The sequence below is a fragment of the Kocuria sp. NBRC 114282 genome (assembly GCF_030268385.1).
Classification (GTDB): Bacteria; Actinomycetota; Actinomycetes; order Actinomycetales; family Micrococcaceae; genus Kocuria; species Kocuria palustris.
The window spans coordinates 178,304-203,117 of sequence record NZ_BSQO01000002.1 but is presented as its reverse complement, the minus strand read 5'-3'; the positions used below and the strand labels follow the sequence as shown (position 1 = coordinate 203,117).

Annotated in this window: 26 protein-coding genes and 1 pseudogene; 13 read left to right on the top strand and 14 right to left on the bottom strand. The window is 69.9% G+C overall.

Going from position 1 to position 24,814, the window contains the following annotated elements:
- The first annotated feature begins 298 nt into the window (after positions 1-298).
- The 3 genes from betT to QSJ40_RS04630 are packed head-to-tail and all read left to right on the top strand — an operon-like array spanning position 299 to position 5,611.
- Positions 299-2,518 carry a choline BCCT transporter BetT gene (betT, locus tag QSJ40_RS04640; RefSeq protein ID WP_061711077.1) on the top strand — a complete coding sequence of 740 codons (2,220 nt, stop codon included), beginning with the start codon at positions 299-301 and terminating at the stop codon, positions 2,516-2,518.
- Complete coding sequence (locus tag QSJ40_RS04635) at positions 2,511-3,992, top strand: aldehyde dehydrogenase family protein (RefSeq protein WP_285729210.1); 1,482 nt, start codon at positions 2,511-2,513, stop codon at positions 3,990-3,992. Before betT ends, QSJ40_RS04635 begins: the two co-directional genes overlap by 8 nt.
- A gap of 8 nt (positions 3,993-4,000) precedes the next feature.
- Positions 4,001-5,611 (top strand): GMC family oxidoreductase, encoded by a 1,611-nt coding sequence (locus tag QSJ40_RS04630; RefSeq protein ID WP_285729208.1) that lies wholly within the window; start codon positions 4,001-4,003, stop codon positions 5,609-5,611.
- Between the two features lie 136 nt (positions 5,612-5,747).
- Here QSJ40_RS04630 and QSJ40_RS04625 read toward each other — a convergent pair whose 3' ends face one another.
- A complete protein-coding gene (locus QSJ40_RS04625; RefSeq protein WP_171004084.1) occupies positions 5,748-6,017 on the bottom strand; it encodes a DUF3072 domain-containing protein in 270 nt (89 codons plus the stop codon).
- A 233-nt stretch (positions 6,018-6,250) separates the two neighbouring features.
- Positions 6,251-6,817 (bottom strand): CAP domain-containing protein, encoded by a 567-nt coding sequence (locus tag QSJ40_RS04620; RefSeq protein ID WP_204782866.1) that lies wholly within the window; start codon positions 6,815-6,817, stop codon positions 6,251-6,253.
- A 484-nt stretch (positions 6,818-7,301) separates the two neighbouring features.
- Between QSJ40_RS04620 and tdh the strand changes: the two genes are divergently transcribed.
- Together tdh and QSJ40_RS04610 are read left to right on the top strand one after the other, a co-directional pair.
- Positions 7,302-8,339, top strand: a complete 1,038-nt coding sequence (gene tdh, locus QSJ40_RS04615; RefSeq protein WP_285729204.1) for an L-threonine 3-dehydrogenase — start codon at positions 7,302-7,304, stop codon at positions 8,337-8,339.
- A gap of 60 nt (positions 8,340-8,399) precedes the next feature.
- Positions 8,400-9,587 carry a glycine C-acetyltransferase gene (locus tag QSJ40_RS04610; protein ID WP_285729202.1) on the top strand — a complete coding sequence of 396 codons (1,188 nt, stop codon included), beginning with the start codon at positions 8,400-8,402 and terminating at the stop codon, positions 9,585-9,587.
- 111 nt (positions 9,588-9,698) lie between these two features.
- On the opposite strand, the gene QSJ40_RS04605 is transcribed toward QSJ40_RS04610, so the two are convergent.
- The gene (locus tag QSJ40_RS04605) at positions 9,699-10,961 is read right to left on the bottom strand and encodes an MFS transporter (protein ID WP_285729199.1); all 1,263 of its coding nucleotides are present in this window, start codon (positions 10,959-10,961) and stop codon (positions 9,699-9,701) included.
- Between the two features lie 103 nt (positions 10,962-11,064).
- On the opposite strand from QSJ40_RS04605, the gene QSJ40_RS04600 reads away from it, so the two are divergent.
- A complete protein-coding gene (locus QSJ40_RS04600) occupies positions 11,065-11,541 on the top strand; it encodes a MarR family winged helix-turn-helix transcriptional regulator (protein WP_285729197.1) in 477 nt (158 codons plus the stop codon).
- 31 nt (positions 11,542-11,572) lie between these two features.
- Here QSJ40_RS04600 and QSJ40_RS04595 read toward each other — a convergent pair whose 3' ends face one another.
- The 8 genes and pseudogenes from QSJ40_RS04595 to QSJ40_RS04560 all read right to left on the bottom strand — a co-directional run bounded on the left by QSJ40_RS04595 (position 11,573) and on the right by QSJ40_RS04560 (position 18,253).
- On the bottom strand, positions 11,573-12,748 hold the full coding sequence (locus QSJ40_RS04595) for a winged helix-turn-helix domain-containing protein (protein ID WP_285729195.1): 1,176 nt from the start codon (positions 12,746-12,748) through the stop codon (positions 11,573-11,575).
- Positions 12,745-13,617, bottom strand: a complete 873-nt coding sequence (locus QSJ40_RS04590) for an ABC-2 family transporter permease (RefSeq protein ID WP_285729193.1) — start codon at positions 13,615-13,617, stop codon at positions 12,745-12,747. Before QSJ40_RS04590 ends, QSJ40_RS04595 begins: the two co-directional genes overlap by 4 nt.
- 3 nt (positions 13,618-13,620) lie before the next feature.
- Positions 13,621-14,433, bottom strand: coding sequence for an NAD-dependent epimerase/dehydratase family protein (locus QSJ40_RS04585; protein ID WP_285729191.1), 813 nt, complete (start codon positions 14,431-14,433; stop codon positions 13,621-13,623).
- Complete coding sequence (locus tag QSJ40_RS04580) at positions 14,430-15,536, bottom strand: FUSC family protein (RefSeq protein WP_285729189.1); 1,107 nt, start codon at positions 15,534-15,536, stop codon at positions 14,430-14,432. The genes QSJ40_RS04585 and QSJ40_RS04580 overlap by 4 nt, the downstream gene beginning before the upstream one ends.
- Before the next feature lie 59 nt (positions 15,537-15,595).
- On the bottom strand, positions 15,596-16,993 hold the full coding sequence (locus QSJ40_RS04575) for a sugar porter family MFS transporter (RefSeq protein ID WP_285729187.1): 1,398 nt from the start codon (positions 16,991-16,993) through the stop codon (positions 15,596-15,598).
- A 386-nt stretch (positions 16,994-17,379) separates the two neighbouring features.
- Positions 17,380-17,511, bottom strand: coding sequence for a hypothetical protein (locus QSJ40_RS04570; protein WP_006215416.1), 132 nt, complete (start codon positions 17,509-17,511; stop codon positions 17,380-17,382).
- A gap of 114 nt (positions 17,512-17,625) precedes the next feature.
- Positions 17,626-17,910 (bottom strand): annotated as a pseudogene (locus QSJ40_RS04565) (VOC family protein); the annotation flags it as partial.
- A gap of 1 nt (position 17,911) precedes the next feature.
- Complete coding sequence (locus tag QSJ40_RS04560) at positions 17,912-18,253, bottom strand: hypothetical protein (protein WP_204782859.1); 342 nt, start codon at positions 18,251-18,253, stop codon at positions 17,912-17,914.
- A gap of 159 nt (positions 18,254-18,412) precedes the next feature.
- On the opposite strand from QSJ40_RS04560, the gene hchA reads away from it, so the two are divergent.
- A complete protein-coding gene (gene hchA, locus QSJ40_RS04555; RefSeq protein WP_204782858.1) occupies positions 18,413-19,273 on the top strand; it encodes a glyoxalase III HchA in 861 nt (286 codons plus the stop codon).
- Positions 19,274-19,369: 96 nt separating this feature from the next.
- Here hchA and QSJ40_RS04550 read toward each other — a convergent pair whose 3' ends face one another.
- Positions 19,370-20,317, bottom strand: a complete 948-nt coding sequence (locus tag QSJ40_RS04550; protein WP_204782857.1) for an alpha/beta fold hydrolase — start codon at positions 20,315-20,317, stop codon at positions 19,370-19,372.
- A gap of 100 nt (positions 20,318-20,417) precedes the next feature.
- On the bottom strand, positions 20,418-20,654 hold the full coding sequence (locus tag QSJ40_RS04545; RefSeq protein ID WP_162138730.1) for a hypothetical protein: 237 nt from the start codon (positions 20,652-20,654) through the stop codon (positions 20,418-20,420).
- Between the two features lie 188 nt (positions 20,655-20,842).
- On the opposite strand from QSJ40_RS04545, the gene QSJ40_RS04535 reads away from it, so the two are divergent.
- On the top strand, positions 20,843-21,082 hold the full coding sequence (locus QSJ40_RS04535; RefSeq protein WP_006215424.1) for a PspC domain-containing protein: 240 nt from the start codon (positions 20,843-20,845) through the stop codon (positions 21,080-21,082).
- A 5-nt stretch (positions 21,083-21,087) separates the two neighbouring features.
- Positions 21,088-21,552, top strand: a complete 465-nt coding sequence (locus QSJ40_RS04530; RefSeq protein ID WP_053447008.1) for a hypothetical protein — start codon at positions 21,088-21,090, stop codon at positions 21,550-21,552.
- A 70-nt stretch (positions 21,553-21,622) separates the two neighbouring features.
- On the opposite strand, the gene QSJ40_RS04525 is transcribed toward QSJ40_RS04530, so the two are convergent.
- Complete coding sequence (locus QSJ40_RS04525; RefSeq protein ID WP_024290990.1) at positions 21,623-22,069, bottom strand: Lrp/AsnC family transcriptional regulator; 447 nt, start codon at positions 22,067-22,069, stop codon at positions 21,623-21,625.
- Positions 22,070-22,185: 116 nt separating this feature from the next.
- On the opposite strand from QSJ40_RS04525, the gene QSJ40_RS04520 reads away from it, so the two are divergent.
- From QSJ40_RS04520 to QSJ40_RS04505, 4 genes are all read left to right on the top strand, one after another.
- On the top strand, positions 22,186-22,857 hold the full coding sequence (locus QSJ40_RS04520) for a LysE family translocator (protein WP_285729179.1): 672 nt from the start codon (positions 22,186-22,188) through the stop codon (positions 22,855-22,857).
- A 106-nt stretch (positions 22,858-22,963) separates the two neighbouring features.
- Complete coding sequence (locus tag QSJ40_RS04515; RefSeq protein ID WP_285729177.1) at positions 22,964-23,323, top strand: PadR family transcriptional regulator; 360 nt, start codon at positions 22,964-22,966, stop codon at positions 23,321-23,323.
- Positions 23,320-24,348: a hypothetical protein gene (locus QSJ40_RS04510; RefSeq protein WP_285729170.1), complete on the top strand. Its 1,029-nt coding sequence runs from the start codon at positions 23,320-23,322 to the stop codon at positions 24,346-24,348. The genes QSJ40_RS04515 and QSJ40_RS04510 overlap by 4 nt, the downstream gene beginning before the upstream one ends.
- Before the next feature lie 123 nt (positions 24,349-24,471).
- Entirely contained in the window at positions 24,472-24,777 is a 306-nt protein-coding gene (locus QSJ40_RS04505; RefSeq protein WP_285729168.1) for a Rossmann-fold NAD(P)-binding domain-containing protein, read from the top strand.
- The last annotated feature ends 37 nt before the right edge of the window (positions 24,778-24,814 follow it).

The window sequence follows — 24,814 nt, the reverse complement described above, 5'->3', positions numbered from 1 at the left end:
ATAAGGACTATAGGAGAGGACGCTTCAGAAAGCTAGATCATGCGCTGTGAAACGCATTGCTGAGCTGAGGCTCAGCTTCCCGTGGTGAGCCTCAGCTCAGTGAGGCATCCCTACTACCATGTTCTCGAGGATGCCCACCGGCGTCGCACCAAGCGTCAGGCTCCCGGCTCGTCGAAGTGAGTTCCGCATCGAGGCTCCCTATGGTGAATGGGGCGGCTGATTCCCCCGGCGCACCGTGTCCGGAGGTGAGCAGCCGTCTGCACGCCTGAAAGCACTCGTCCTCCAGGAAGGAACTCTCATGGCAGGCTCCACCGCACCGCCGCCGCACGACACCGCCGACGACGCATTCAGACGCAAGGCCGTCGAACAGGACAGTCCCCGTCACTCCGCCGTCAACTGGCCCGTCTTCATCGGGGCCTCCGCCATCATCGTCGCCTTCGTGGCCTGGGCCGCCATCTGGCCCTCGGCAGCCGAGACCGCAATCTTCGGGTCGATGGCCTGGATCGCCGAGAACTTCGGCTGGTACTACGTGCTGACCGTCACGGTCGTCGTGGTCTTCGTCATCGTGGTCGCGCTCTCGCGCGTGGGGCAGACGAGGATGGGCCCGGATCACTCCAGGCCCAAGTACAACCTCTTCACGTGGACGGCGATGCTCTTCGCTGCCGGCATCGGCGTGGATCTCATGTTCTTCGGGATCTCCGGACCGGCCACGAATCTCCTCACTCCCCCGGATGTCGCGCCGATGTCCGATGAAGCCGCCAGGATGGCTCCGCTGTGGACGATCTTCCAGTACGGCATTCCCGGCTGGGCGCTCTACGCGCTGATGGGCATGGTCGTCGGCCTCGTGTCCTATCGCTATCACCTCCCGCTGAGCATCCGCTCGGCTCTGGCACCCATCTTCGGCAAGCGCATCCACGGCGGTGTCGGCCACGCCGCAGAGATCGGCGCCGTGATCGGCACGATCTTCGGCATCTCGGTGTCGCTGGGCATCGGCGTGGTCTTCCTGAACTATGGGCTCGCGGCGATCTTCGGCGTCCCGACGACCGTGGGCGTGCAGGTCGCTCTCATGGCCGTCGCCGTGGTCATCACCGTCGCCTCCACGGTCTCCGGCGTGGACAAGGGGATTCGTCGCCTCTCCGAGCTGAACGTTCTGCTGGCAGTCACCCTGATGCTGTGGATCCTCTTCACGGGCCGCACGCATGAGCTGCTCAACGCCCTGGTGCAGAACATCGGCGACTTCTTCTCCCGCTTCCCGGGAATGCTGATGAACACGTTCGCCTACACCGACGGGACAGCCGCCTACCCCGCCGATCAGTGGATGGCGGACTGGACCCTGTTCTTCTGGGCCTGGTGGATCGCCTGGATGCCGTTCGTCAGCCTCTTCCTGGCCCGCATCTCCCGCGGCCGGACCCTGCGGCAGTTCGTCTTCGGCGTGCTGCTCATCCCCTTCGCATTCATCCTGCTGTGGGTCTCGATCTTCGGCAACGCCACCTTGATGAATGCCGAGGATCAGGACTTCCTCGACTTGACGATGACCCTGCCCGAATCCGGATTCTTCAACCTGCTCGAGCAGCACCCCGGGGCCTTCTTCACGATTCCGCTGGCGCTGCTGACCGGGCTGTTCTTCTATGTGACCTCCGCCGACTCAGGATCTCTCGTCCTGGCGAACATGTCCTCCAAGACGACGGACACGGACTCCGACGGCCCTCCGTGGCTGCGCATCGTCTGGGCGGTCATCACCGGCGTGCTGACGCTGGTCATGCTGTTCATCGACGGCGTCTACACGCTGCAGGCAGCCACAGTGGTCGTGGGACTGCCGCTGTCGCTGATCGTCTGGATCGTGATGGCGGGGCTCTGGAAGATGCTGCGCACGGAGCAGATCAACCTCGACTCGAGGCAGGCGGCTCTGCCCGCCCTGCTCACCAGCCGAGTTCGCGAGACCGGCCAGCAGGTCACCTGGCGGCAGCGCCTTCACGACCGGATGTCCTATGCCTCCGCCGCCGATGCGCAGGCATTCGTCGAGCACACCGCGGCACCGGCGGTGGAAGAGGTCGCTGAGGAGCTCTCCGAGCTCGGGCTGTCGGTGGCCTGCCACCGCGGCGAGCACCCCGACAGCGGCATCTGCTTCGTGGATCTCGTGGTCTCCTTCCCGGAAGCCGAGGACTTCAAGTACCAGGCCTACCCCGTGGCCCACTCGCTGCCGAGCTTCGCTGCGAACCTGTCGACCGTGCGCGATGTCTACTACCGGATCGAGATCTTCTCGACCCACGGATCGCGCGGCCGCGACATCATGGGATACACGAAGGACCAGGTCATCGCCGATGTCCTGGATGTCTACGACGCCCACATCGCCTACCTGCACCTCAGCGGCGACGGCGGCGGGATCGCCACAGGCGCGGTGGTCGGAACCACCCCTGAGACCTGGGTCGACACCGATCAGATCCCCACCGTCGCCCCTCGGCTAGATTCCTCCGTCGAGACCGTGAACACCGCAACCCAGAAGGAGCGCCATGACTGAGTCCAGCTCGACCCTGTACATCGACGGAGAGTGGGTGCCCTCCTCCGACGGCGGGACCCGCACCATCATCTGCCCCGCCGACGGCACCGAGGTCGGCGTCGTCGCCGAGGCCACCGGTGAGGATGTCGAGCGCGCCATCCTCGCCGCCCGCAAGGCGTTCGAGGCCCGCACCTGGGTGGACACTCCCGCCGCTGAGCGCGGCGACTTCCTGATCCGCGTCTCGGACGCCCTGCTCGAGCGCAAGGACGAGTTCGCCCGTGCCGAGGCCCTCGACACCGGCAAGCGCCTGGTCGAGGCCGAGGGCGACATGGACGACATCGCGGCCTGCTTCCGCTACTTCGGCAAGATCGCGGACCAGAGCCCGGGCCGCCTGGTGGATGCGGGCGACGACACCGTCATCTCGCGGGTGGTCCACGAGCCCGTGGGGGTCTGCGGCATGATCACCCCGTGGAACTTCCCCCTTCTTCAGGCGGCGTGGAAGATCGCCCCCGCGCTGGCGGCCGGCAACACCTTCGTGCTCAAGCCGGCCGAGCTGACCCCGCACACGGCGATCCTGATCGTGGATGTGCTCGACGAGCTGGGGCTGCCCGCCGGAGTCGCGAACCTGGTCCTCGGCGACGGCGCAGTCGTCGGTGCCCCGCTGTCGAGCCACCCGGAGATCGACCTCGTCTCCTTCACCGGAGGCCTCGTCACCGGCCGGAGGGTCGCCGAGTCGGCGGCCCGCGGCGTGAAGAAGGTCGCCCTGGAGCTGGGCGGCAAGAACCCCAATGTCGTGTTCGCCGATGCCGACTTCGACGCCGCCGTGGACAACGCCCTCAATGCCGCGTTCACGGACTCCGGGCTCGTCTGCTCGGCGGGCACGCGCCTGATCGTGCAGGACTCGATCGCGGAGCGCTTCGTCGACGAGGTCGTCCGCCGCGCCGGCGACATCGTCATGGGCGGTCCGTTCGACGAGAAGGCCGAGACCGGCCCGCTGATCTCCAAGGAGCACCGCGACAAGGTCACCGACTACGTCCAGCGCGGCATCGAGGCCGGCGCCCGCCTGCGGGTCGGCGGCCACTGGGGCGGCGAGGAGCATCAGGACGGGTTCTTCTACGCCCCGACCGTGCTGGACCAGTGCGATCGCGAGAACCCCGCGGTGATCGAGGAGGGCTTCGGCCCCGTCATCACGGTCGAGACGTTCTCCACCGAGGCCGAGGCCATCGAGACCGCCAATCACACGGAGTACGGCCTGGCCGGAGCGGTGTGGACCTCGGATGCCGGAACGGCCAACCGCGTGTCCCGTCGTCTGCGCCACGGCACGGTGTGGATCAACGACTACCACCCCTACCTGCCGCAGGCGGAGTGGGGCGGCTTCAAGTCCTCCGGCGTGGGCCGCGAGCTCGGCCCCACGGGCCTGGAGGAGTACACCGAGGCCAAGCACATCTACCAGAACACCGAGCCCGCCGTGACCGGCTGGTTCCCGCAGAAGTGACCGCTTCCATGTCCCGCACTCAGCAGAAGGAGGACCGCGTGCTCGAGGAGCCCGTGTCGGAGAACCTGATCACCGAGTATGACTACATCATCGTGGGAGGCGGGTCGGCCGGCGCCGTCGTCGCCGCCCGCCTCAGCGAGGACCCGGACGTCTCCGTGGCCCTGGTCGAGGCCGGGGACCACGACCTGGACCACGAGATGGTCCTGCAGCTCAACCGCTGGCCGGAGATGCTGGAATCCGGGCTCGACTGGGACTACCCGATCGAGCCGCAGGCCAAGGGCAACTCGTTCATGCGCCACGCCCGCGCCAAGGTGCTGGGAGGCTGCTCGTCGCACAACTCCTGCATCGCCTTCCACCCTCCTGCGGAGGACATGGACCTGTGGGAGCAGATGGGCGCCGAGGGCTGGAGCGCCGAGACCATGCTCCCGCTGATCAAGCGCCTCGAGACCAACACCTCCAGGACCTCGCAGCGCCACGGCACCGACGGGCCGGTCCACTTGATGGACGCGCCCCCGAACGATCCCGTGGGCGTGGCCCTGCTCGAGGCCTGCGAGCAGGCGGGGATCCCCCGAGCCACGTTCAACGACTTCGAGACCGTGGTCAACGGCGCCAGCTTCTTCCAGGTCAACCGCCAGGCGGACGGACGCCGCGCCTCGTCGTCGGTGTCCTACCTGCACCCCATCCAGCAGCGGGACAATCTCGAGATCCTCACGAACCGGCAGGTCATGCAGGTCCTGTTCGACGACGACCAGCGGGCCGTGGGCATCGAGTACATCGACAACTGCTTCGATCGCTCCTCGATCATGAGGGCCCGCAAGGAGATCATCCTCTCGGCCGGGGCGATCGACACCCCCAAGCTGCTGATGCTCTCCGGGATCGGCCCGGCGGATCACCTGCGGGAGGTCGGCATCGACGTGCGGGTGGACTCCCCGGGCGTGGGCTCGAACCTCCAGGACCACCCCGAGGCCGTGATCTCCTGGGAGTGCACCCAGCGCATGACCCGCGACAGCACCCAGTGGTGGGAGATCGGGATCTTCTCCCCGACCCAGGAGGGCCTGGAGCTGCCGGACCTGATGATGCACTACGGCTCCGTGCCCTTCGACATGCACACCCGCCGTCAGGGCTACCCCACCTCTCCGGAGTCGTTCGCCCTGACTCCGAACGTCACGCACGCGAAGTCGCGAGGCACCGTGCGGCTGCGCACGATCGACTACCGGGACAAGCCCAGGGTGGATCCACGCTACTTCACGGACGAGGAGGGCTACGACATGGCCGTGGCCGTGGCCGGGATCCGGAGGGCGCGCGAGATCGTCTCCCAGTCGGCCATGGACGCCTACCGCGGCCGCGAGCTCTTCCCCGGCGAGGAGGCCCAGACCGACGAGGAGATCGCCGACTACGTCTCCAAGACCCATAACACCGTCTACCACCCGGCCGGCACCTGCCGCATGGGTGCGCTGGACGACGACCTGTCCCCGCTGGATCCCCAGCTGCGGGTCAAGGGCGTGAAGGGACTGCGCGTGGTCGACGGCTCGATCATGCCGCAGCTGGTCGCGGTGAATCCGAACATCACCACCATGCTGATCGGCGAACGCGCGTCGGACATCATCCGAGGCTCCTGAGCTCCGATGGGCTGAGTCAGCCGCCGGCCTGAGGCGAGAGCCCCGCAGATCCGGTGATCTGCGGGGCTCTCGAATGACGCAGCGCCTCGAGCCGTCCGAGGACGGCTCGAGGCGCTGCGCGCTGTGCAGCGTCGGCTCAGCCCTTGAGGCGGTCGATGTGCTCGGACGCCTGCGCCTTGGTCAGATCGGTCGGAACGGACTCCCCCGCCTGCTTGGCCAGGGTGTCCAGATAGGACTTCTGGGACTCGGTCATGGGCTCGTCGCCGCTGACCCACTCCTCCGGGTCCTTCTCCAGGGACGAGGCGCCGCCGGCGTCGCCGGTGGCGCCCATCATCTCCGCGCCGCCCTCGGTGTCGTCCGTGACGGGCGTGTAGAGCTCGTCGTCGCCCTGCGTGTTCTCTGACATGGGAACCTCCTGGATCTGCGGCCGCCCGCGAGGGCGACCGGTTCGGGACATCGGCGCGCATCGCGGGCTCGGGCCTGCGCCTGTGCGCCTGATCTCATCATGGCACCGCCCACCGACGGGACGTCAGCCCCGCGAGGTCGGGCCGCGGAGGATCGGGCCCGCAGCTCGCAGACGCACCGCGGCCCCGGCCTCAGGGAGAGGCCGGGGCCGCGGTGCGCGCGGGATGCTGCGGATCAGAAGGTGCCGAAGTTCTGCGTGGCGTAGACGTTGCCGTCGGCGCCCTCCGCCAGACCGAAGCCGGCGGCGTTGAACTCGGGATTCATGATGTTCGCCTCATGCGAGGGGCTGTTCATCCAGAAGTCCACGAAGTACGAGGCCGTGGCCTCGACGGAGCCCTGGGAGCCCACGCTGTAGGCGATGTTCTCGGCCATGCCGGTCGAGCCCGCGGCGCTGGTCTGCGCGATGAACGACGGGTTGTGCGACGGCGCGCCGGCGGCGGCCTGCTGGCCCGACCAGTCGGTGCTCATGGCGTCGAGCTGCCCATTGCTCGACAGCGGCGACAGCCCGGCCTGGGAGCGGTGCTCGTTCATCTGGGCGAGGACCTCCTGGGAGACCTGTGCGGAGAACGATGCATCGGAGGCCGGCGCGGCCTCGGGGGCCGGAGCCTCACCGGCCGATGTCTGAGCCTGGGTCTCGGCACCCGAGACGGAGACCGCGGCCTGCGCGGGAGCAACGGCGGCGCTGGTGCCGGCGAAGGCGAGCGCGGCGGCTGCGGCGTAGCGAGTGGTCTTCTTCTTCATGGCGTGCTCCTCAGCGGATGTCGATGCGGGCGTGCTGCCCGGAGTCCGCCAGAGAACCTAGGAGGTCACGCAAGACCCGCTCAAATCGCATTCGTTATCAAACCGTGATTGTACCGTGATGGAATTGTAACCTGAACAGTGGCTGAGTACGGCACATCCCTGCCATGACAGGGATGATGTCCTCGCCCACCTCGATCGTCATCGTAAAGCTGGGAGTTCCCCCAGAATCGGTGAGCTCGGCTGCTCGCACCCCGCCTCGCGAGCAGTCCGCGCTGCCGCACGGGTTCTGCTCAACCTTGCGTCGCGATGCTCGCGTGAGCCGCGCCGCAGGTCGTCCAGCCCCTAGGCTCCGAAGAACCCTCCACCCGGTCGTCGCCGTCTTGGCCCTGATCGGATCGGACGCGACCACGACCCGGTGCCACCGCACCGGCGGAGGCGGATCCGCGGCCCCACCCGGCCGACCGTTCGAGGAAAGACGAGCCCCGTGCGCGCACTCACCAAGCTGTCCGCCGACCCCGGACTGGAGCTGCTCGACCACCCGGAGCCGGGCTGCGGCGCCTGGGACGTGAAGATCCGCGTGCTGCGCGCCGGCATCTGCGGCACCGATCTGCACCTGGCCGACTGGGATGACTGGGCCCGCTCCACGGTGGACCCGCCCCTGGTCATCGGCCACGAATTCTACGGCGAGATCGTCGAGGTGGGCTCGGAGGTCACGAGCGTCGCCGTCGGCGATCGAGCCTCGGGTGAAGGCCACATCGTGTGCGGGACCTGCCGCAACTGCCGGGCCGGGCACCGTCACGTGTGCATCGCGCTCGAGGGCCTGGGCGTGAACCGCGACGGCGCCTTCGCCGACTACGTCGTCCTTCCGGCCATGAACGTGTGGGTCCACCCGCCGCAGCTGGACCCGGACCTGGGCGCGATCTTCGATCCCCTGGGCAACGCCACGCACACGGCGCTGCAGTGGCCCATGGTGGGCGAGGACGTCGTGATCACCGGCGCCGGTCCGATCGGCGTGATGGCGGCTGCGATCGCCCGCCATGCCGGAGCGCGCTATGTGGTCGTCTCGGATGCCAGCGACTACCGCCTGGAGCTTGCGGCGAATGCCGGAGCCGATGTCACCATCAACGTGACGCGGCAGTCCCTGGCCGATGCGCAGGACATGCTCGGCATGAAGGAGGGCTTCGACATCGGCATGGAGATGTCCGGGGCCGGGCCCGCGGTCTCGGACATGATCAGCAACATGAACCACGGCGGCCGCATCGCCCTGCTCGGGCTGCCGCATCAGTCCTACGACCTGGACTGGGGCAAGGTCATCACCCACATGATCACGCTCAAGGGCATCTACGGACGTGAGATGTTCGACACCTGGTACGCCATGTCGCAGATGATCGCCACGTCCGAGCGCTTCCGCTCGGCCGTCTCGCAGGTCATCACGCACCGCTTCCCCGCCGAGCAGTGGGAGGACGCCTTCGAGGCCGCCCGCTCCGGCCGGTGCGGCAAGGTCATCCTGGACTGGTCCTGACCGCACCCGCCCCCGAACCGACGACGACACCCCGAACCACCGACCCCCGAAGGAACCACCATGTACGGCACCCTCAAGGATGAGCTGAGCGCCACGCTGCAGGAGATCCGGGACTCCGGGCTCCACAAGGACGAGCGCGAGCTGACTTCCCCGCAGTCCGCCCACATCACCACCCTGAAGTCCGAGGCGCTGAACTTCTGCGCCAACAACTACCTGGGCCTGGCCGATGATCCGCAGATCATCGGCGCCGCCAAGACCGCCCTGGACGACTGGGGCTTCGGCATGGCCTCGGTCCGCTTCATCTGCGGCACGCAGAACCTGCATATCCAGCTCGAGGACAAGCTGTCCGAGTTCCTGGGCACCGAGGACACGATCCTCTACTCGTCGTGCTTCGACGCCAACGGCGGCGTCTTCGAGGTGCTCTTCGGCGCCGAGGACGCGATCATCTCGGACGAGCTGAACCACGCCTCGATCATCGACGGGGTGCGGCTGTCGAAGGCCCAGCGCTTCCGCTACAGGAACGCGGACATGGCGGATCTGCGCGCCCAGCTCGAGGCGGCGGCCGATGCGCGCCGGAAGGTCATCGTGACCGACGGCGTCTTCTCCATGGACGGCTCCTACGCCCCGCTGGATGAGATCTGCGACCTGGCCGAGGAGTTCGGCGCCCTGGTCTTCGTGGACGACTCGCACGCGGTCGGCTTCATCGGCGACGGCGGGCGCGGCACCCCCGAGCTGTTCGGCGTGATGGATCGCGTGGACATCCTCACCGGCACGCTCGGCAAGGCCCTGGGCGGAGCATCCGGCGGCTATGTGGCCGCCCATCAGGAGATCGTGGACCTGCTGCGGCAGCGCTCGCGCCCCTACCTGTTCTCGAACTCGGTGGCCCCGGCGGTCGTCGCCGGCTCCTTGGCGGCCCTCGAGCTGATCGAGTCGTCGGCCGACAAGCGCAGGCAGCTGCAGGCCAACACCGAGCTGTTCGACTCGCTGATGCGCGAGGCCGGCTTCGACGTCCTGCCCGGAACCCACCCGATCCGCCCGGTCATGTTCCCCGGCGACGACGGCGCCCGCCAGGCGACCCAGATCGCCGATCGCATGCTCGAGGCCGGCGTCTACGTGATCGCCTTCAGCTTCCCGGTCGTGCCGCGGGGCAAGGCGCGGATCCGCGTGCAGCTGTCCGCATCGCACTCGGAGCGCGACGTCCGGGATTGCGTGCAGGCCTTCATCGACGCGCGCGACGCCGTGGCCTGAGGCCTCCGCGCGCAGCGGCCCGCACCAGAGCGCATCGACAGGCGGACCCGGCGAGCTCGAGCTCGTCGGGTCCGCCTGTCGCTGTCACGGACAGGGATCTCGTCGTCGCGCTCAGGCCACCTGCCGGCGTCGGGCCGCCTGATGTCGGCCGTGCACGCCGTGGTAGAAGATGCCGGCCACGACCACCACGACCGCCAGCCCCGCGTACATGGGGCCGTAGCCGGTCGCCGAGAGGATGGCGCCCAGCAGCACCGGGCCCAGCCCGATCCCCACATCGGCCAGCAGCAGCAGCGTGGAGATCCCGGTGCCGAGCTTGTCGGCAGGAACGGCGCTCACGGCGATGGCCTGGGCGGCCGGCATCAGCGTGCCGTAGCCCAGGCCGGTGAGCGCACCGGCCACGACCACCTGCCAGTCCTGCTGGGCCGCGGACAGCACGACCAGCGCCAGGACGAAGCACACGATGCCGAACCACACGACGATGTTGTCCCCGCGCTGATCCTGGACCCGGCCCAGCACGAAGCGCATCACGAGCATGGCCGCCGCATAGGCCACGAAGAACAGTCCGGCGCCGGTGGCGACATCGCGCTCCACGGCATAGGCGTTCAGGTAGGTGATCACCCCGGCATAGCTCAGTCCGATCAGCACCATGAACAGCCCGATCGGCACGACGGCCGGATGCAGGATCTCCGAGAGCGAGAACTCGGCCTTCCGCGCGGCGACGGCCTCGTCGTGCTCCTCGGCCTCCTCGTCCGTGCGCGCTGCAGTGCCCTCGGCAGGACGGCGCAGGAACAGCGCCAGCACCAGTCCGATGGCGGTGGCCGCCAGCGCGACGGCGAACAGCATCCTGTAGCTGTACGCGCCGACCAGGAAGAGCCCCAGCGCCGGCCCCACGGCCGTGGCCAGCGTGGTGCCCAAGGCGAAGAAGCCGGTGCCCTCGGCGCGACGGGCTGCCGGGATCACCGACTGCACGATGGCCATCACCGCCGTGGAGGCGAAGGCGTAGGCGAATCCGTGCAGGATGCGCACCGCGATCAGCAGGGGCAGCGAGGCGGTCGGGAGGTAGAGAGCGCAGGCCAGGATCGTCACTGCAAGGGCCGCGAGCATCACGCGACGGCGCCCCAGCCGATCGACGATGAAGCCGGTGACCAGTCGCGCGACGGTCGCCCCCACCACGAAGGAGCTCGAGGCGAAGCCGCTGGCGGCGTCGTCGGCGGCGAACTCGCGCACGGCGTACAGCGCCATGGTGGTGACCAGCAGGTAGAAGACGAGGTACTGCGAGAAGTTGACCAGCCAGGCCAGCACGAAGGCCGGGGTGATCAGGGGCTGAGCGCTCGGGTGGTCGATGCGCGGGATCTCACCGGTGGCGGCGGACAAGGGTCATCTCCTGGGATCGAGGTTTGTATGATGCAAATCTAGCACTGAGTTTGCTCGATACAATTCGAGGTGACGGGATCGCACCACTGAAGGGGGCCGCCGCATGGACGAGCAGAGCGACAGCCGGACGCTGCGGGCGCTGATGTACGAGCACATGCTGATGTCCCGGCACGCGCTGCAGGGCTCGGCCCCCCGTCTGCGCTCGGCGACCCTGGAGCGCAGCGCCGCCGTTCTGCTGGCGCGGCTGGAGGCCTCGGGGCCGCTGTCCGTGGGAGAGCTCGCCGAGGCCTTCGACCTGGACGTCTCCACGGTCCACCGCCAGGTCGCCGCCGCCATGAAGGCCGGGCTGATCGAGCGGGTCGAGGACCCCGACGGAGGCTCGGCCCGCAAGCACCGCCCCTCCCCCGAGGGCGCGAACCGGCTCCGCGAGGACTTCCGCGGCCGCACCGACTCCGTGGCCGCCGTGACGGCCGAGTGGGCGGACGAGGACGTCGAGCAGCTGACCCGCCTGATGCGCCGCTTCAACGAATCGGTCGAGGCCATCCGGGCACAGCCTTGGCCGCGCCCCGATCCCGAGTGAGCCGCGACCGCCCGGTCCCTGCGGGCTGGAGCTACGCGGAGACCACGACGTCCGAGAGCTCGAGCCAGTCGGCCATCGAGCGCAGCTGCGCTGCCAGCGCCTCCCGCGCCGCCCCCGGCGCCTCCGGCTCCCAGGTCAGGCGCTGCACGCGCAGGGCATCCGCCGCGCGGTCGGCCTTCAGGTCCGCGCGGGCGACCAGCGTGGCGCCGTAGACGAACGGCAGGACGTAGTAGCCGTGGCGGCGCTGGGCCGCCGGCGTGTAGATCTCCAGGCGGAAGCGCATGCCGAACAGCGCCTCGGTGCGCTCGCGCTGCCACACCAGCGAGTCGAACGGGCTGACCAGAGCCTCCACATGGGCTCTGCGCGGCCGTCGGGCCTCGGCATGCAGGTACGCCGGGCCCAGGCCGCGGACCGTCACCTCCTCCAGCTCACCGGCCGTCACCAGATCGACGACGGCGGCGCGGGACTCGTCGGCGCGCAGCCGGAAGTGATCGCGCAGGGTGCGCAGGCTCGCCACCCCGTGGGCGCGGGCGGCGATGCGGATCAGCTCCACATGGGCCCCATGAGCGTCCATCTGCCGCGAGCGCTCGAGCAGCTCGGGAGGAAGGATCCGCTCGGGCAGGACGTAGGCGCGCTCGAACTGCTGGTTGCGCCCGCTGCTGATGATCTGCCCGGACCAGAACAGGAACTCCAGCGCGGTCTTGACCGCCGACCAGTTCCAGCCCCAGCCGTCGCCGCGGCCGGGGACCTGGTGCTCCACGAGCGCGTCGCACTGCCGGGCGGTCAGGGGCCCATGGGATGCCACCACGGCGAGCACCCGCTCCACGAGCTCGGGCTGCTCTTGGGCGATCCGGCGGATGCCGCCCCAGGCCTCGTCACGAGCGCGGTCGCGGCGGAAGGCCAGCAGCGGCCAGGTCTGCAGCGGGATCAGGCTGGCCTCGTGCGCCCAGTACTCCACGAGGCGCCGGGGCGAGCGGTCGCGCAGGCGGTCCAGTCGGGCGCGGTCATAGGGCCCGAGCCGGGAGAAGAACGGCAGGTAGTGGGAGCGGGTGAGCACGTTGACCGAATCCACCTGGACCACGCCCACGCGATCGATCACCCGGTTCAGGTGCCGCGCCGTGACAGCGCCCGGAGCCGGGCGCGGGTCCAGGAAGCCCTGGGCGGCCAGGGCGATGCGGCGGGCTGCCGCAGGAGTCAGCTCGGTCATCGGGTCCCCTGGTTCAGCGCGGACTCCAGCTTCTCCAGGGTCTTGGCGCACGTGCGCTGCCCGATCAGCCCCTCCCGGGCATGGGCCGTGGCTTCGAGGCCGTGCTGCGACCACACGACCTGCAGGACGCAGGGATTCATCCCTGCCGCACCCGAACCGGCCATGCCGGTCATGAGCACGACCGGTCGGTCCGGGGCCCATCCCCACTCGGCTCGACCACCGAAGACCTCCCGCAGCACGTGCTGGACCAGCTGCTGATCCAGCGCCACCGGCAGCTGGGCCCGCGCCCCGTCCAGGTGCGTGAGGTGGCGGGTGCCGACCTGCGCACCGAACGCACCTCCCGAGCGGCCTCCGACGGCACCGGGGATCCCGGCCCCGACCCCGCCGCCGAAGCCTCCGCCCGCACCGCCGAGCTGGGCGAGCCGCCCCTCCAGGCGCGCCTCGACCTCTGCCAGGGGCAGCACCGGAGAGGACACCTGCGGTCGAACCGAACGTCGGCGGCGAAGCAGCGGCAGCAGGATCAGCAGCACTCCCCCGACCCCGAAGAACAGGGCACCGACCAGCATGATCGCGACCATCACCCAGTCCCCCGCGTCGCTCGGCCCACCGCTCAGCCCGCCGGCCAGCATCGCCAGGCACCCCAGGCCCATGCCGATGGATCCCACCCCTATGAGGATCGGGGTGGCGGGGTGATCAGTGCCCAGCAGCTGCGTCAGCCCGATCAGCGCGCAGCCGCCGAAGAAGGCGATCACGACCAGGCCGAGCATCACGGGACCGAAGAGCAGGACGAAGACACCGGCCGCCACAAACAGCAGGGAGATGACGAGCAGCAGGATGGCCTTGAGCCGGCCGGGCTGAGATCCGCCCATCGCTCAGGACCCCGACGGCCAGGTGTCGCGGACGGGTGCTCCGCCTTCGACCACGTCCTCGGACCTGCCGGTGAAGCGGGTCCAGGAGTCCTGCGGCCGGTAGCCGAGCTCGACCATGGTGTTCGTGATGTCCCAGCGCCGGTTGGGGTTCTCGGAGATCGCGTAGTACGCCCCGAAGCTGCGATCCGCCTCGATCGCGCAGCGCACCACCTGGACGCAGTCGTTGGGCGAGAGCCACATGGCGTGCAGCAGCTCGTCGTCGGCCTCCAGCGGATCCTGGGCGTACCAGCCGATGCGCAGGGCGATGAACTCGAGGCCGAACTCGTCGTGGTAGTAGCTGCCCAGCGCCTCGCCGAAGACCTTGGAGACCCCGTAGAGCGAGTCCGGTCGAGGCAGCGTGGTGGGCAGCACGGGCCACTGCTCGTTCCGGTCCCACATGCCGAAGGCGTGATTGGACGACGCATAGACCACGCGGCGCACCCCGGCCTGCCGGGCCGCTTCCAGCACGCTGCGGGTGCCCACGATGTTGGCGTCCAGGACGTCGTCCCACTCGGCCTGCGGGGCCGATGCCCCCGCCAGGTGCACCACGGTGTCCACGCCGTCCATCAGGGCCAGCATCTCGTCCAGGTCGGTGATCTGCGCTGGGCGCAGCACGCGCTCCTGCTCCTCGTTCCTGGGCGTGCGCCCGTGCTGGATGATCTCGTAGCCGGGGCCCTGCTCGTTGAGCCGCTCGGCCAGCAGCAGCCCGATCCCGCCGGTGGCACCCGTGATCAGGAGGCGGCGGCTCGGGGCGGAGGACTCTGATGGCGTGGTCATGGCCCCATCCTCCCCCTGCGCATGGATCGGCGCACGCGCCGCAGCAGGGTCGTGCTCGGATCCTGGTCGCGCTCCACCGACGGCTCGTCGGAGGCGCCGTCGACCACGGCCTGCGCCGCCGAGGGCTCCACCCCCGCGTAGAGCATCGCGTCCAGGGCCAGGAGGCGGATCATCCGCACGGTGGGATCGCACTGCCGAGCGGGGTCCAGCTCGGACAGCGCGGCCGGGAAGTCGTCGACGACGCCCTGGCGGGCGCTGCGGCTCGCGGGGTCCTCGGCCAGGCGCTCGATCAATCCCGCGAAGCGCGTCAAGGAGGCGCCATGGGCCACCCGGGACGACGGGTCCGCGGCGATCGCCAGGCGCACGGCCATGATGGCGTCATCGCCCAGCAGGTCCAGATGACCGGCGTTCTCGGTCATGACCACCAGGGGGCGCCTCCCGGAGCGGCGGGTCAGCGAGTGCCGGGCCACGCGCTGGCTGCGCTCGCGCGCCGAGGCCACATCGGCCAGGTCGTCGCGCGTCTCGCGCAGGCCCGCGAGCGCGTCGACGGCCGCGGCCTCGTCGTCGCCCGCCAGGGCCTCGGCGGCCCGGCGCAGACCGGAGCCAACGGCCAACAGGGCCTCAGACTCCGCGGCTCGCAGCAGCTTGAGCGGATCCGGGGTGAACAGGAGCTGCGTGAACACGAGCGCGACTCCCGCCCCGATCAGGGCGTCGATCAGCCGCTCAGGGCCGGCGCTGCCGTCGGAGATCGACACGGTCAGCACGGCGGAGGCCGTTGCCTGGGCCACGAGCAGCCGGGAGCCGCCGGCCAGTGTGGAGATGCTCAGCGACACGAGGACAGCGATGCCCAGCACGAGCGCCAGATCGGAGACGACCAGCAGGGTCAGCTCCCCCACCACGATCCCGAGCACGACGCCCAGCAGCAGCTTCAGGGCGTTGAGACCGCGCTCGCCCAGATCCGTGTTCAGGGACACGACCGCGGCGATCGGGGCGAAGAACGGCTCCGAGTGGCCCCCGAGCCAGCGGGCGAGCAGGAAGGCGATCAGCGCGGCGGCGGCCAGCTGCAGGATGGTCCACCCGTCCTCGCGCAGCCGATCGCGCACCTCAGCTCTCCATCCCACCGCACCTCACCCGTCCTCCTCGGCGCCCTGCGCCAGCGGCCTCAGGCCATCGCCCTGCCCTTGGTCTCGGGCAGGGCCTTCCACACGAAGCACACGCCCAGCAGCGCGAAGGCCGTGTACAGACCGTAGGCCAGATCCAGGCCGATACCCGCCAGGACGGGGAAGGTCAGCGTGATCAGCCAGTTCATCAGCCAGTTCACGGCGGTGCACACGGCCACGGCGACGGTGCGGAGGTCCGAGTCGAACAGCTCGCCGAGCATGAGCCACATGACCGGTCCCCAGGTGATGCCGAAGGAGATCGCGAAGCCGTTCATGCCGATCAGGGCTGTGAGCGCAGCCCCGCGAGGCAGAGCGCCCTCGGCGCCGCCGCCCTGGGCGAAGGCGATGGCCATCGCGGCCATGGAGGCGACCATGAACGCGCCGCCGACGATCAGCATGCTCCGGCGCGGGACGCGGTCCATGATCAGGATCGCCACGACCGTGGCCGCGATGCTCAGCCCGGCGGTGAGCATGCTGACCTGGAAGGAGGCGTCGACGGGCACGCCCACCGACTGCCAGATGGTGTTGGAGTACATCTTCACGACGTTGATGCCCACGAGCTGCTGGAAGGCGGCCAGCAGGATCCCGGGCCACACGATGCCTTGGAGCCCCAGCCGGCTGCCGCGCAGATCCTTCAGAGACGCGCTCTCGGATCGGTCCGTGAGCTTCTCGCGGATGCGCTCGAAGCGGCCCTCGATGTCGTCGCCGCCGGCTCGCTCGATGAAGGCGCGGGCCGAGTCGTGATCGCCCAGGCGCACGGCATCGGGCGGGGACTGCGGCAGGCGCAGCGAGATCAGCACGTAGGACAGCGCCAGGACGGCGACGACGGCGAACATCCAGCGCCAGGCCTCCATGCCCCACAGCTGGGCCGATTCGGAGCCTGCGGCCCGGGCGAACAGGTACCCGGAGACCAGGCCCAGGAACTGCCCGAGCACGATCGCCATCTGCCAGAAAGTGCCCATGGTGCCGCGGATGCGCGGCGGGGAGACCTCGCTGACATAGGCCGGGACCACTGCGCTGGCGGCGCCGATGCCCAGGCCTGTGCAGATGCGGAAGACGAGGATCAGCCAGAAGCCGTCGGCGAGCTGAGTGAGAACCGAGCCCGCGAGCATCAGGGTGCCGGCCAGGGTCATGACCCGGGTGCGCCCGATCCGCTCGGAGACATCGCCCGAGAACCAGGCACCCGCAGCCGCCCCGATCATCGCGATCGAGGTGATCAGCCCCGTCTGGAACGAGCTGAGCTCCAGCGACGGCGCGATGCCGTTGATCGCCGAGTTCATGGTCGACATGTCGAAGCCGAACAGGAAGCCGCCGATCACCGCGCCGACCGCGAGCACGGCGATGAAGGCGGTCTGATGACGGGCGGCGGGCCTCGCCTGGGCGGGCGCAGAAGAAGGCACGGGGAACCTCGCTGACAGGGGGGGAAGGAAGGGTGCTGTCCTTCACCGTATCCACGCTCCGGATCCCCCGCGCGCCCGAGGTGAGCCGGATCTCAGCCGCGCAGTCCTGCGGCTGCCCGGTGGAGGGCGTCTGCGGAGACCGTGAGCACGGCGTCACGGTCGTCTCCACGAGCTTCCAGATCGCGGGCTGCGTCGGGACCTAGCTGGCCGCCGGCGTCTACGGCGCGCTCAGCGCCTCCGGCACGGCGAGGAACCGCGCCCCGTGGGGATCGTGAGCCGCTCGTCGATCAATCGCATGGTGGTGGGAAGCCGTCTGCGCCGGCACAAGGACAGCAGGACGCTGGTGGAGACCAGCCTGTGATCAGGCGGCCCGCATGGCGCGGGGCTCAGCGCAGCAGCCGGCTCAGCAGCCGGTGGGCGCCGCGGCGGCCCATCCGCTTGCCGAGGGCCTCGGGGCCGCGCTGGGCCGCGCGGGCGTCGCCGCGCATCCGTCGTGCCTTGAACAGCCAGTTCAGCATGGTGTTTTCCTCCTGCGCGTCGTCGGTCCGGCGCGGAATCAACGGCAGGTGCCGTGGTAGCGGACCGCGTGGTCCGGCTCAGCCTACGGACCCCGTCCGACGGGCGGGAGACCCTCAGTCGCCGCGCATGTCCTGGGCGAGCATCACCACGATGCCGCTGGGCCCGCGCAGGTACGTCAGGCGGTAGACGCCCTGGTAGTCCGCCACCCCGCGCAGCGGGTGGCAGCCGTGGGCGGCCGCCTTCTCCAGGGCGGCGTCGAAATCGTCGACCTGGAAGGCGACCCGGTGCATGCCCAGGTCGTTCGGCTGGGTCGGCGGCATGGGGCTGGCAGGCGGGTGGATGTACTCGAACAGCTCCAGGACGCCGCGTCCGTCGGGAGTGGACAGCGCGGCGATCCGCTCACACATCCACAGCGGCTGGGCATGCCGCCACGGTCGCCGAGGCAGCCGCGATGGCCTCCTGGACGTCCTGCTTCGTGGCGAGCGCCCGAGAGATATCGGGGTACTCGGTGCTGTTGCGGACCTGTCGCATCCAGTCGAACTCCGCCAGGGCATCGTCGGACACATACGCAGCGGCGGCCGCGCCGGTGTTCACGTGCGCCCCGCCCACCGGCCGAACACGCAGACCGTGGTGAGCCAGCACGGCTGCCAGCGCCTTGCGCGCGGCGTCGGGGTTGGCGCTCACCCGCTCGAGCCTGCGCGCCTGCAGCCTCTGCTCGATCTCGGCCGGTCGTTCAGTCATGGATCTCGCCTGTCATCACGTCGATGACCGGACGCTGGCGGATGGTCTCGACGAAGGGAATGGTCACGGGTGCGCTCGAGATCTCGCTGCGACGTCTGAGCAGGCCTGTAGCGTGCGCAACGACAGACTGCACTGACGAAATCTCGTGAAGGGAATCCGATGACCGAGACCACGCAGGACCGCACGCCCACGCAGGACCCAGCGGAGGACGGGGCCTTCTTCCCGTCTCCGTACTCACTTTCCCAGTACACCGCTCCCACCACGGACTTCGACGGACTTGCCACCGAGGAGCAGTACCGCGGCGGCCGCTGGAAGGTCCTGGTGATCGCCGCCCACGAGCGCTACATGCGCATGCGCAACGGGACGTTCTTCTCCACCGGCAATCACCCCGTCGAGACCCTGCTGCCGCTGCACCACATGGCCCAGGCCGGCTACGGCATCGACGTCGCCACGCTCACGGGCGGGCCCGGCAAGTTGGAGTGGTGGGCCTACCCGTCGCAGGACCAGGCTGTGGCCAGCACCTGGGAGGCCACCAAGGAGTCCTTCAAGACCCCGCGCGCGCTCGCGGACGTCATCGCTGACGGGCTCGACGACTACGCCGCGATCTTCATCCCCGGCGGCCACGGCGCCATGACGGGCCTGCCCGACAGCCCCGAGCTGCGGTCGGCACTGGACTTCTTCATGGAGCAGGACCGGCTCATCATCACCCTGTGCCACGGCCCCGCCGCCCTGCTGGCCGCGGGCGTCGACCGCGAGAAGAACCCCTTCGCGGGTCGCCGCATCACCGCCTTCCCGGATTCCTTGGACCTGGGGGCGAACATCGAGATCGGCTACCTCCCCGGGCAGATGCCGTGGAACCTGGGCGAGCAGCTCACCGCCGCCGGTCTCGAGATCGTCAACGACGACATGTCCGGAGCGACCACCCGCGACGGCAATCTGCTGACCGGCGACAGCCCTCTGGCCGCGAACCAGCTCGGCAAGGAGTCCGCGCTCGCGCTGCTGGAGTCGTTCGGCGACTGAGCCGTCCCCTGGAGTCGGCACACCATCGCAGCTCCTGCACCGAGCCCGCCCCGGAGCCTCTTCCGGAGCGGGCTCGGCCATGAGGCCCCCGGCCCTTCAGCTCCGCGCGGTGACTCGGGCGATGAAGCCGAGGATCTCCTCTTCGGCCTCGGCGCGAGTCAGCGGCTCGTTGTGCACCTCGTGGCGGACTTCGGGGAAGACGCGGGTGCGGACGTCGTTATGGCCGCTGTCCCGCAGTCGATTGGCCACGTGGAACGCGCCTTCGCCGAAGTTGGCGACAGGATCCTGCTCCCCCGCCAGGATCAGCACCGGCAGATCCACGGGCAGAGCGGCGTAGAAGGAGTCGTCGTTCGCCTGGTCGTAGAGGTCCACGAACCCCTTGAGGAACCGTGCGCTCAAGGGCGCCCCGAAGTTGTTGAAGGGGTCGCGGCCGTGGTCGGCCACCACGTCGGCGTCCAGGGCCACCCAGGCCGTGGGTCCCGCGTCCTGGCCGAAGCGGGCCAGGAAGCCGTCGAAGAGCTGTCCCACCAGAAGATCCGGCGCCGGCTCGGCACGGCCCTCTCCGGCGGACAGGCGGGCGAGCATGTCCCGGTCGAGCGTCGACTCGATGCCGCGCATCTGCGCCGCGATGCCGCCCAACGCCAATCCGGCCAGCTCGACATCCGGCTGCGCGGCCAGGACGCGGGCGATCATCGAGCCCCAGCTGTGCCCGAACACGGCCACCGGGACCCCGGGCAGCTCCTGCCGCACCCTGGCCAGCAGCGCCAGCTCGTCGTCGACGACCACACGGGCGGCGTCGTCGCCGGCATCCGCCCAGATCCCGGACCGCATGGCCGTGCGACCATGCCCGCTGTGATCGCCCGCCGCCACCGCGAACCCCTCGTCCAGCAGCGCGCTGATGAGGTGGAGGTAGCGCCGCGAGTGCTCGCCGAGGCCGTGGACGATCTGCACGATCGCCTTGGGCTCGGCGATCGGCGTGTGCAGCCATGCCTGGATGGTGTCGCGACCATTGGCCGACGCGAACTCGATCTCCTGCAGTGCCATGGGTGTCCCCTGCGCTGGATGCGCCGCCGGTCGGCGCTGGGAGCCTCAGCATAATTCGGCGCGTCCTGACAGTTCCGGTGGAATGCAGCCGCCCCGCAGTTCACTGCCGGGCGCTGCCGCCGTCCACCGCACGGGCCAGATCGGTCATGGCCAGCTCGCCGTGGACCCCCGCGCCTGCCATGAGCCCGGCTGCGGCGGCCGAGACCACCATGGTCATGGGCTGGCTGGCGTTGCCTGCGCTCCAGATCCCCGGGATCGGTGTCATCCCCTGCGGGTTCGTGGGGATCTGCCGCCCGAAGGGCGTCTCCCCGGGGCAGGCCGCGGAGTTCTCCACCATGACCCCGCACGCGCTCGAAGCCCACCGCGGGCCGGCCGAGGTCCTCACGATCTTCGATCACGACGGCGAGCAGGCGCACCTCCCTGGACGGCCCCAGGGCTGAGGCTCGCCAGACCGGATCAGCCTCTGGCGAGCTCGGGCCGCTGACGCATGCCGTGCGTCGCCACGCGCCGAGTAGCGTTGGCTCCATGAACACGATCTTCGATTCAGTGCGCGGCCTCGGCTTCCGACGCGGACCGCAGCGGCTCGCCGGAGGCATCGGCGGCGCGATCGCCGCGCGGCTCGGGATCAACGTGTGGGTGGTCCGCGCGCTGCTGCTCGCCTCGTTCCTGCTGCCTGTGCTGGGCGTGGGCGCCTACGCGCTCGTGTGGGTGCTGACCCCTTGGCAGGACGGCAGCATCCCGCTTGAGCGGGCTCTTCGAGGCTGACGACCGTGGTCCTGGCCTCGCGAGTGCTATCGCTGCTCAGCGCCGCACTGTGGGTCCTGAGCCTCACCACGCCCGTCCTCGATTCACGGGACAAGGACGGCATCTCCATGATCCAGACCGCCTTAGGCGGCACCGAGAGCGGGCTGAAGGCGGACTGGCCGCTGTTCGCCGCGCTCGGTGCGGCCGTGATCCTGTGCGCGCTCAGTGCCTGGATCGGCCGCTCGCGCCGGTGGGCCCTTGCGGCGCTGATCGTCGCGGCGGTGTGGGGCGTCGTCCTCTGGCACATGATCGACACCGCGCCGTTTGCGCTCTGGGACGGCATGGACGCCCAGGGCCGACCCACCGGCGGCATGGTCGTGGCGGAGCCGGCTGCCGGGGCTTCGCTGTGGGGTGCTGGCATCGCCGCCCTGGCGCTGGCCGGCCTGCTCCGAGTGGCGGCTCGTCGCCCTGAGGCGGTCAGCGCCAACTGAGGCGCCCCTCGAGACACAGGACATCACGGGCGGCCGCCGCGCGGCCTCCGGCATCGATCGCGAGCCCGCATCAGGCCGGGTGCCGCTCCTTGATGACCTTCATGGCGAAGCGCGACTGCATCCGCCCCAGCCCCGGCAGGGCGCTGAGATGCTCGGTGCTGAAGCGCTCGAAGCTGGGCAGGTCCGCCACCGCGACGAGCGCCTCGATATCCGGGGCGCCGAACATCCGCCGGGCCTCGATGACCTCGTCATAGGCCACGAGTGCGACCTCGAACTGCTCGATCGTGGACTGGCGCTGGTCGGCGAGCTCGAATTCGACGTAGACCTGGAACTGCCGTCCGAGCGCCTCGGGCGAGATCCGCGCGTGATATCCCAGGATCACGCCCCCCTCCTCCAGACGGCGCACCCGGCGCAGGCAGGGCGACGGCGTGAGCCCCACCCGATCCGCCAGCTCGGTGTTGGTCAGGCTCGCATTCGCCTGCAGCTGGTCGATGATGGCGCGATCCACGGAATCCATAGCAGGATCTTGCCATTTCAGCGGTTCGTCCGGGCTGAATTTGGCATCGGCTGTCGCGGACTTCTTCCTACGCTGTCCCTCGTCAACGACGACCGACGCCGCCCGAGGAGGCCGCAATGGATATGGGACTGTGGCTCGCTTTCATCGCCGCGACGGGAGCGCTGCTGCTGCTTCCCGGACCGGACTGGGCCTTCATGCTCGCCACCGGTGCACGCCAGCCCCGGATCGTCCCTCCGGTCGCCGGGCTGACGATCGGCTACGTGATCCTCTCCCTCGTGGTAGCCACCGGACTGGGCCCGCTCATCGCCGCCGTTCCCGCAGCGCTGATCACGGTGACCCTGGCCGGAGCGGGGTACCTGGCCTTCCTGGGGATCCGCATCCTGCGCGCGCCGCGCCCGGCCGCACCCGATGCCTCGACGGGTGCGCTCGAGATCGTCCCCAGCGCGCCGGTGACGGCCGCCGCCCCGGGCCGGAAGGTCCTGCGCCAGGGCGTCGCCGTGAGCACGCTCAATGCCAAGTCGCTGGTCCTGTTCGTCGCCTTCCTCCCCCAGTTCGTCTCGACGACCGCGGCATGGCCCCTGTGGGTTCAGCTCGGAGCGCTCGGACTGACATGGACCGGCCTGGGCGCGATCTTCTATGTCGGTCTCGCCGCGGCATCTCAGAGGCTGCTGGTCGGACGCGACGGCCCCGCCGATATCGTCACCCGCATCACGGGCGCGGCCATGATCCTCATGGGTCTCTGGCTGGCCGGCGAGCAGTTCGCCCATCTGCTGAGCGGAGTGCGCTGAGCGGCCGACTGCGGGGCCCCGTCGGCAGGACGCATCAACGAGCGACGTCATCTCCATGCCGCCGTCGCACTCGACACCTCTCTAGGTACGGATCATACTTAGATACATGACAGACGCCGATCCACTGTGGCCGACCCCCTGGGTGCGCGCCGCCATGGGCACCGCCCTGCTGGCGGTGCTGGCCGAGGAGCCGCTGCATGGATATGCGATCGCCGAACGGCTCGCCGAACGCGGGCTCGGCCGCCCCAAGGGCGGCTCGCTCTATCCGCTGCTGAACAGCCTCGAGCAGCAGGGCGCCATAGCGGCGTCGTGGTCCCAGGGCGACAGCGGCCCCGGGCGGCGCACCTACCGCCTCACCGACGTCGGACGAGAGCGCCTGTCCCGGGAGCGCGACGACTGGCATCGCCTGGTCGCAGCGCTCGAGCCCTCTTCTCTCGCAGCTCACTCTCAGCAGGACGCACGATGACCGCGCAGAGCGATTTCCAGGCCGCCGTCGACAGAGTGGGCACCGCCCGCGGTGCTGAGGAGGATCAGGACTGGGCGCTGACCGCAGGTGGTCGGCTGCTGATGGAGGAGGTGCTGGAGCGTCGCATCGTCGAGGCCCTCGACGAGGTCGCCGAGCAGGTGGCCGCGGCACAGGAGCCTGCGCAGGAGCTCTTCGGCGACCCGCTGACCTGGGCGCGGGGGCAGGAGGCGGCCTGGCGCGAGCAGGGCATGGCCCTGAAGGCGCCGCCGACGACCAGCCCGCGCAACTTCGCGGTCGAGACGCTGATCATCGCGAGCTTCTACGCCGGCCTGTTCCTGCTCTACGAGCTGATCACCTGGTCCTGGGCCGACCCCCTGAAGCTGTCCTTCCTGCTGGCACCGCTTGCTCTGGCGCTGACGTCGCGGACGATCGCAGCCGTCCACACCGCGGTGACGGCGGCTCGATCGCACACCGCCGGAGTCCTGGCCGCGGTGGCCGCAGCGCTTCCCGGCATAGCGCTGAGCGTGGGCGTCTTCGCGCTCGGCAATCCCGTGACGCTTCCCGGCACGGCCATGCTGGGCTTCCTGGGCGCGGTCGTCGCCTTTGCGCTGCTCGCCTGGGCCACCGCACTGGCCTGGCCCGCGCGGCCCGCCAGGACCGCAGCGCCTCACGACGACGCCTCCTGGTACGACGCCCTGGGCGCTGCACTGCGCAGCCGCGGGGACCTCACGGATTCGCGGGTGAAGGAGATCCTGGCCGAGGCGCGATCCCATGCCCAGGAGGCCGGCACCTCGCCTGCCGAGGAGTTCGGGGCGGCGGAGGCCTACGCGCAGCGGTTCGCGCCGAATCGGGCAGTGGCGGCTCGACGCCGGGCCTGGCTGATGACCGGCGTGGCCGGGCTCGCGCTGCTCACCGGCGTGCTCAGCCTGATCGACGGGCAGCTGCGGCCGTGGACTGTGCTGTGGCTGCTGCTGGTCGTGGTCATCGCCGCGCTGGAGTGGCGCAGGGCGCGCAAGCTGAGCTGATTCCTTCCCGCCGGCGCCGATGATCAGGCCCGTTATGACGAGATTCTCCGTTGGATCGCGATGCTGTGGCGAGCAAAGTCGGCACAGGCCCGGTGGGCACTGGATCACCGCCATACTGAGCCCATGAAGGATCGTCTGGCTCCTCTGGACCTGCCCGATCAGTCCGAGCGCATGACGAAGACCCGCGGCAGGCGCCCCTTCCGGGCCTACGGGCGCTCCAAGTTCCCGGACATGCTGTGGGGCCTGGAGCTCAACCGCCGGCTCGCCCCGCGCGGGATCCCCGTGATGCTGGCCCACCCCGGCTGGGCGCTCAAGGCGCTGCGCGGCGCCCCGACCCTGCTGGGTCGCTCCCCCGAGGCCGCCGATCCGCAGCTGGCGCGGCGGCTGTGGGACAAGGCGGTCCAGCTCACAGGGACCGACCTGGACTGAGGTGACGCTCCTCGTCTCCAGAGCTGCTGGCCCGGCC

Excerpts from the sequence above, each read along its gene's own strand:
- betT (WP_061711077.1), top strand. The coding sequence starts at position 299 with ATGGCAGGCTCCACCGCACCGCCGCCGCACGACACCGCCGACGACGCA.
- QSJ40_RS04635 (WP_285729210.1), top strand. The coding sequence starts at position 2,511 with ATGACTGAGTCCAGCTCGACCCTGTACATCGACGGAGAGTGGGTGCCC.
- QSJ40_RS04630 (WP_285729208.1), top strand. The coding sequence starts at position 4,001 with ATGTCCCGCACTCAGCAGAAGGAGGACCGCGTGCTCGAGGAGCCCGTG.
- QSJ40_RS04625 (WP_171004084.1), bottom strand. The coding sequence starts at position 6,017 with ATGTCAGAGAACACGCAGGGCGACGACGAGCTCTACACGCCCGTCACG.
- QSJ40_RS04620 (WP_204782866.1), bottom strand. The coding sequence starts at position 6,817 with ATGAAGAAGAAGACCACTCGCTACGCCGCAGCCGCCGCGCTCGCCTTC.
- QSJ40_RS04610 (WP_285729202.1), top strand. The coding sequence starts at position 8,400 with ATGTACGGCACCCTCAAGGATGAGCTGAGCGCCACGCTGCAGGAGATC.
- QSJ40_RS04600 (WP_285729197.1), top strand. The coding sequence starts at position 11,065 with ATGGACGAGCAGAGCGACAGCCGGACGCTGCGGGCGCTGATGTACGAG.
- QSJ40_RS04595 (WP_285729195.1), bottom strand. The coding sequence starts at position 12,748 with ATGACCGAGCTGACTCCTGCGGCAGCCCGCCGCATCGCCCTGGCCGCC.
- QSJ40_RS04590 (WP_285729193.1), bottom strand. The coding sequence starts at position 13,617 with ATGGGCGGATCTCAGCCCGGCCGGCTCAAGGCCATCCTGCTGCTCGTC.
- QSJ40_RS04585 (WP_285729191.1), bottom strand. The coding sequence starts at position 14,433 with ATGACCACGCCATCAGAGTCCTCCGCCCCGAGCCGCCGCCTCCTGATC.
- QSJ40_RS04570 (WP_006215416.1), bottom strand. The coding sequence starts at position 17,511 with ATGCTGAACTGGCTGTTCAAGGCACGACGGATGCGCGGCGACGCCCGC.
- QSJ40_RS04560 (WP_204782859.1), bottom strand. The coding sequence starts at position 18,253 with ATGACTGAACGACCGGCCGAGATCGAGCAGAGGCTGCAGGCGCGCAGG.
- hchA (WP_204782858.1), top strand. The coding sequence starts at position 18,413 with ATGACCGAGACCACGCAGGACCGCACGCCCACGCAGGACCCAGCGGAG.
- QSJ40_RS04550 (WP_204782857.1), bottom strand. The coding sequence starts at position 20,317 with ATGGCACTGCAGGAGATCGAGTTCGCGTCGGCCAATGGTCGCGACACC.
- QSJ40_RS04545 (WP_162138730.1), bottom strand. The coding sequence starts at position 20,654 with ATGGTGGAGAACTCCGCGGCCTGCCCCGGGGAGACGCCCTTCGGGCGG.
- QSJ40_RS04535 (WP_006215424.1), top strand. The coding sequence starts at position 20,843 with ATGAACACGATCTTCGATTCAGTGCGCGGCCTCGGCTTCCGACGCGGA.
- QSJ40_RS04525 (WP_024290990.1), bottom strand. The coding sequence starts at position 22,069 with ATGGATTCCGTGGATCGCGCCATCATCGACCAGCTGCAGGCGAATGCG.
- QSJ40_RS04520 (WP_285729179.1), top strand. The coding sequence starts at position 22,186 with ATGGATATGGGACTGTGGCTCGCTTTCATCGCCGCGACGGGAGCGCTG.
- QSJ40_RS04515 (WP_285729177.1), top strand. The coding sequence starts at position 22,964 with ATGACAGACGCCGATCCACTGTGGCCGACCCCCTGGGTGCGCGCCGCC.
- QSJ40_RS04510 (WP_285729170.1), top strand. The coding sequence starts at position 23,320 with ATGACCGCGCAGAGCGATTTCCAGGCCGCCGTCGACAGAGTGGGCACC.
- QSJ40_RS04505 (WP_285729168.1), top strand. The coding sequence starts at position 24,472 with ATGAAGGATCGTCTGGCTCCTCTGGACCTGCCCGATCAGTCCGAGCGC.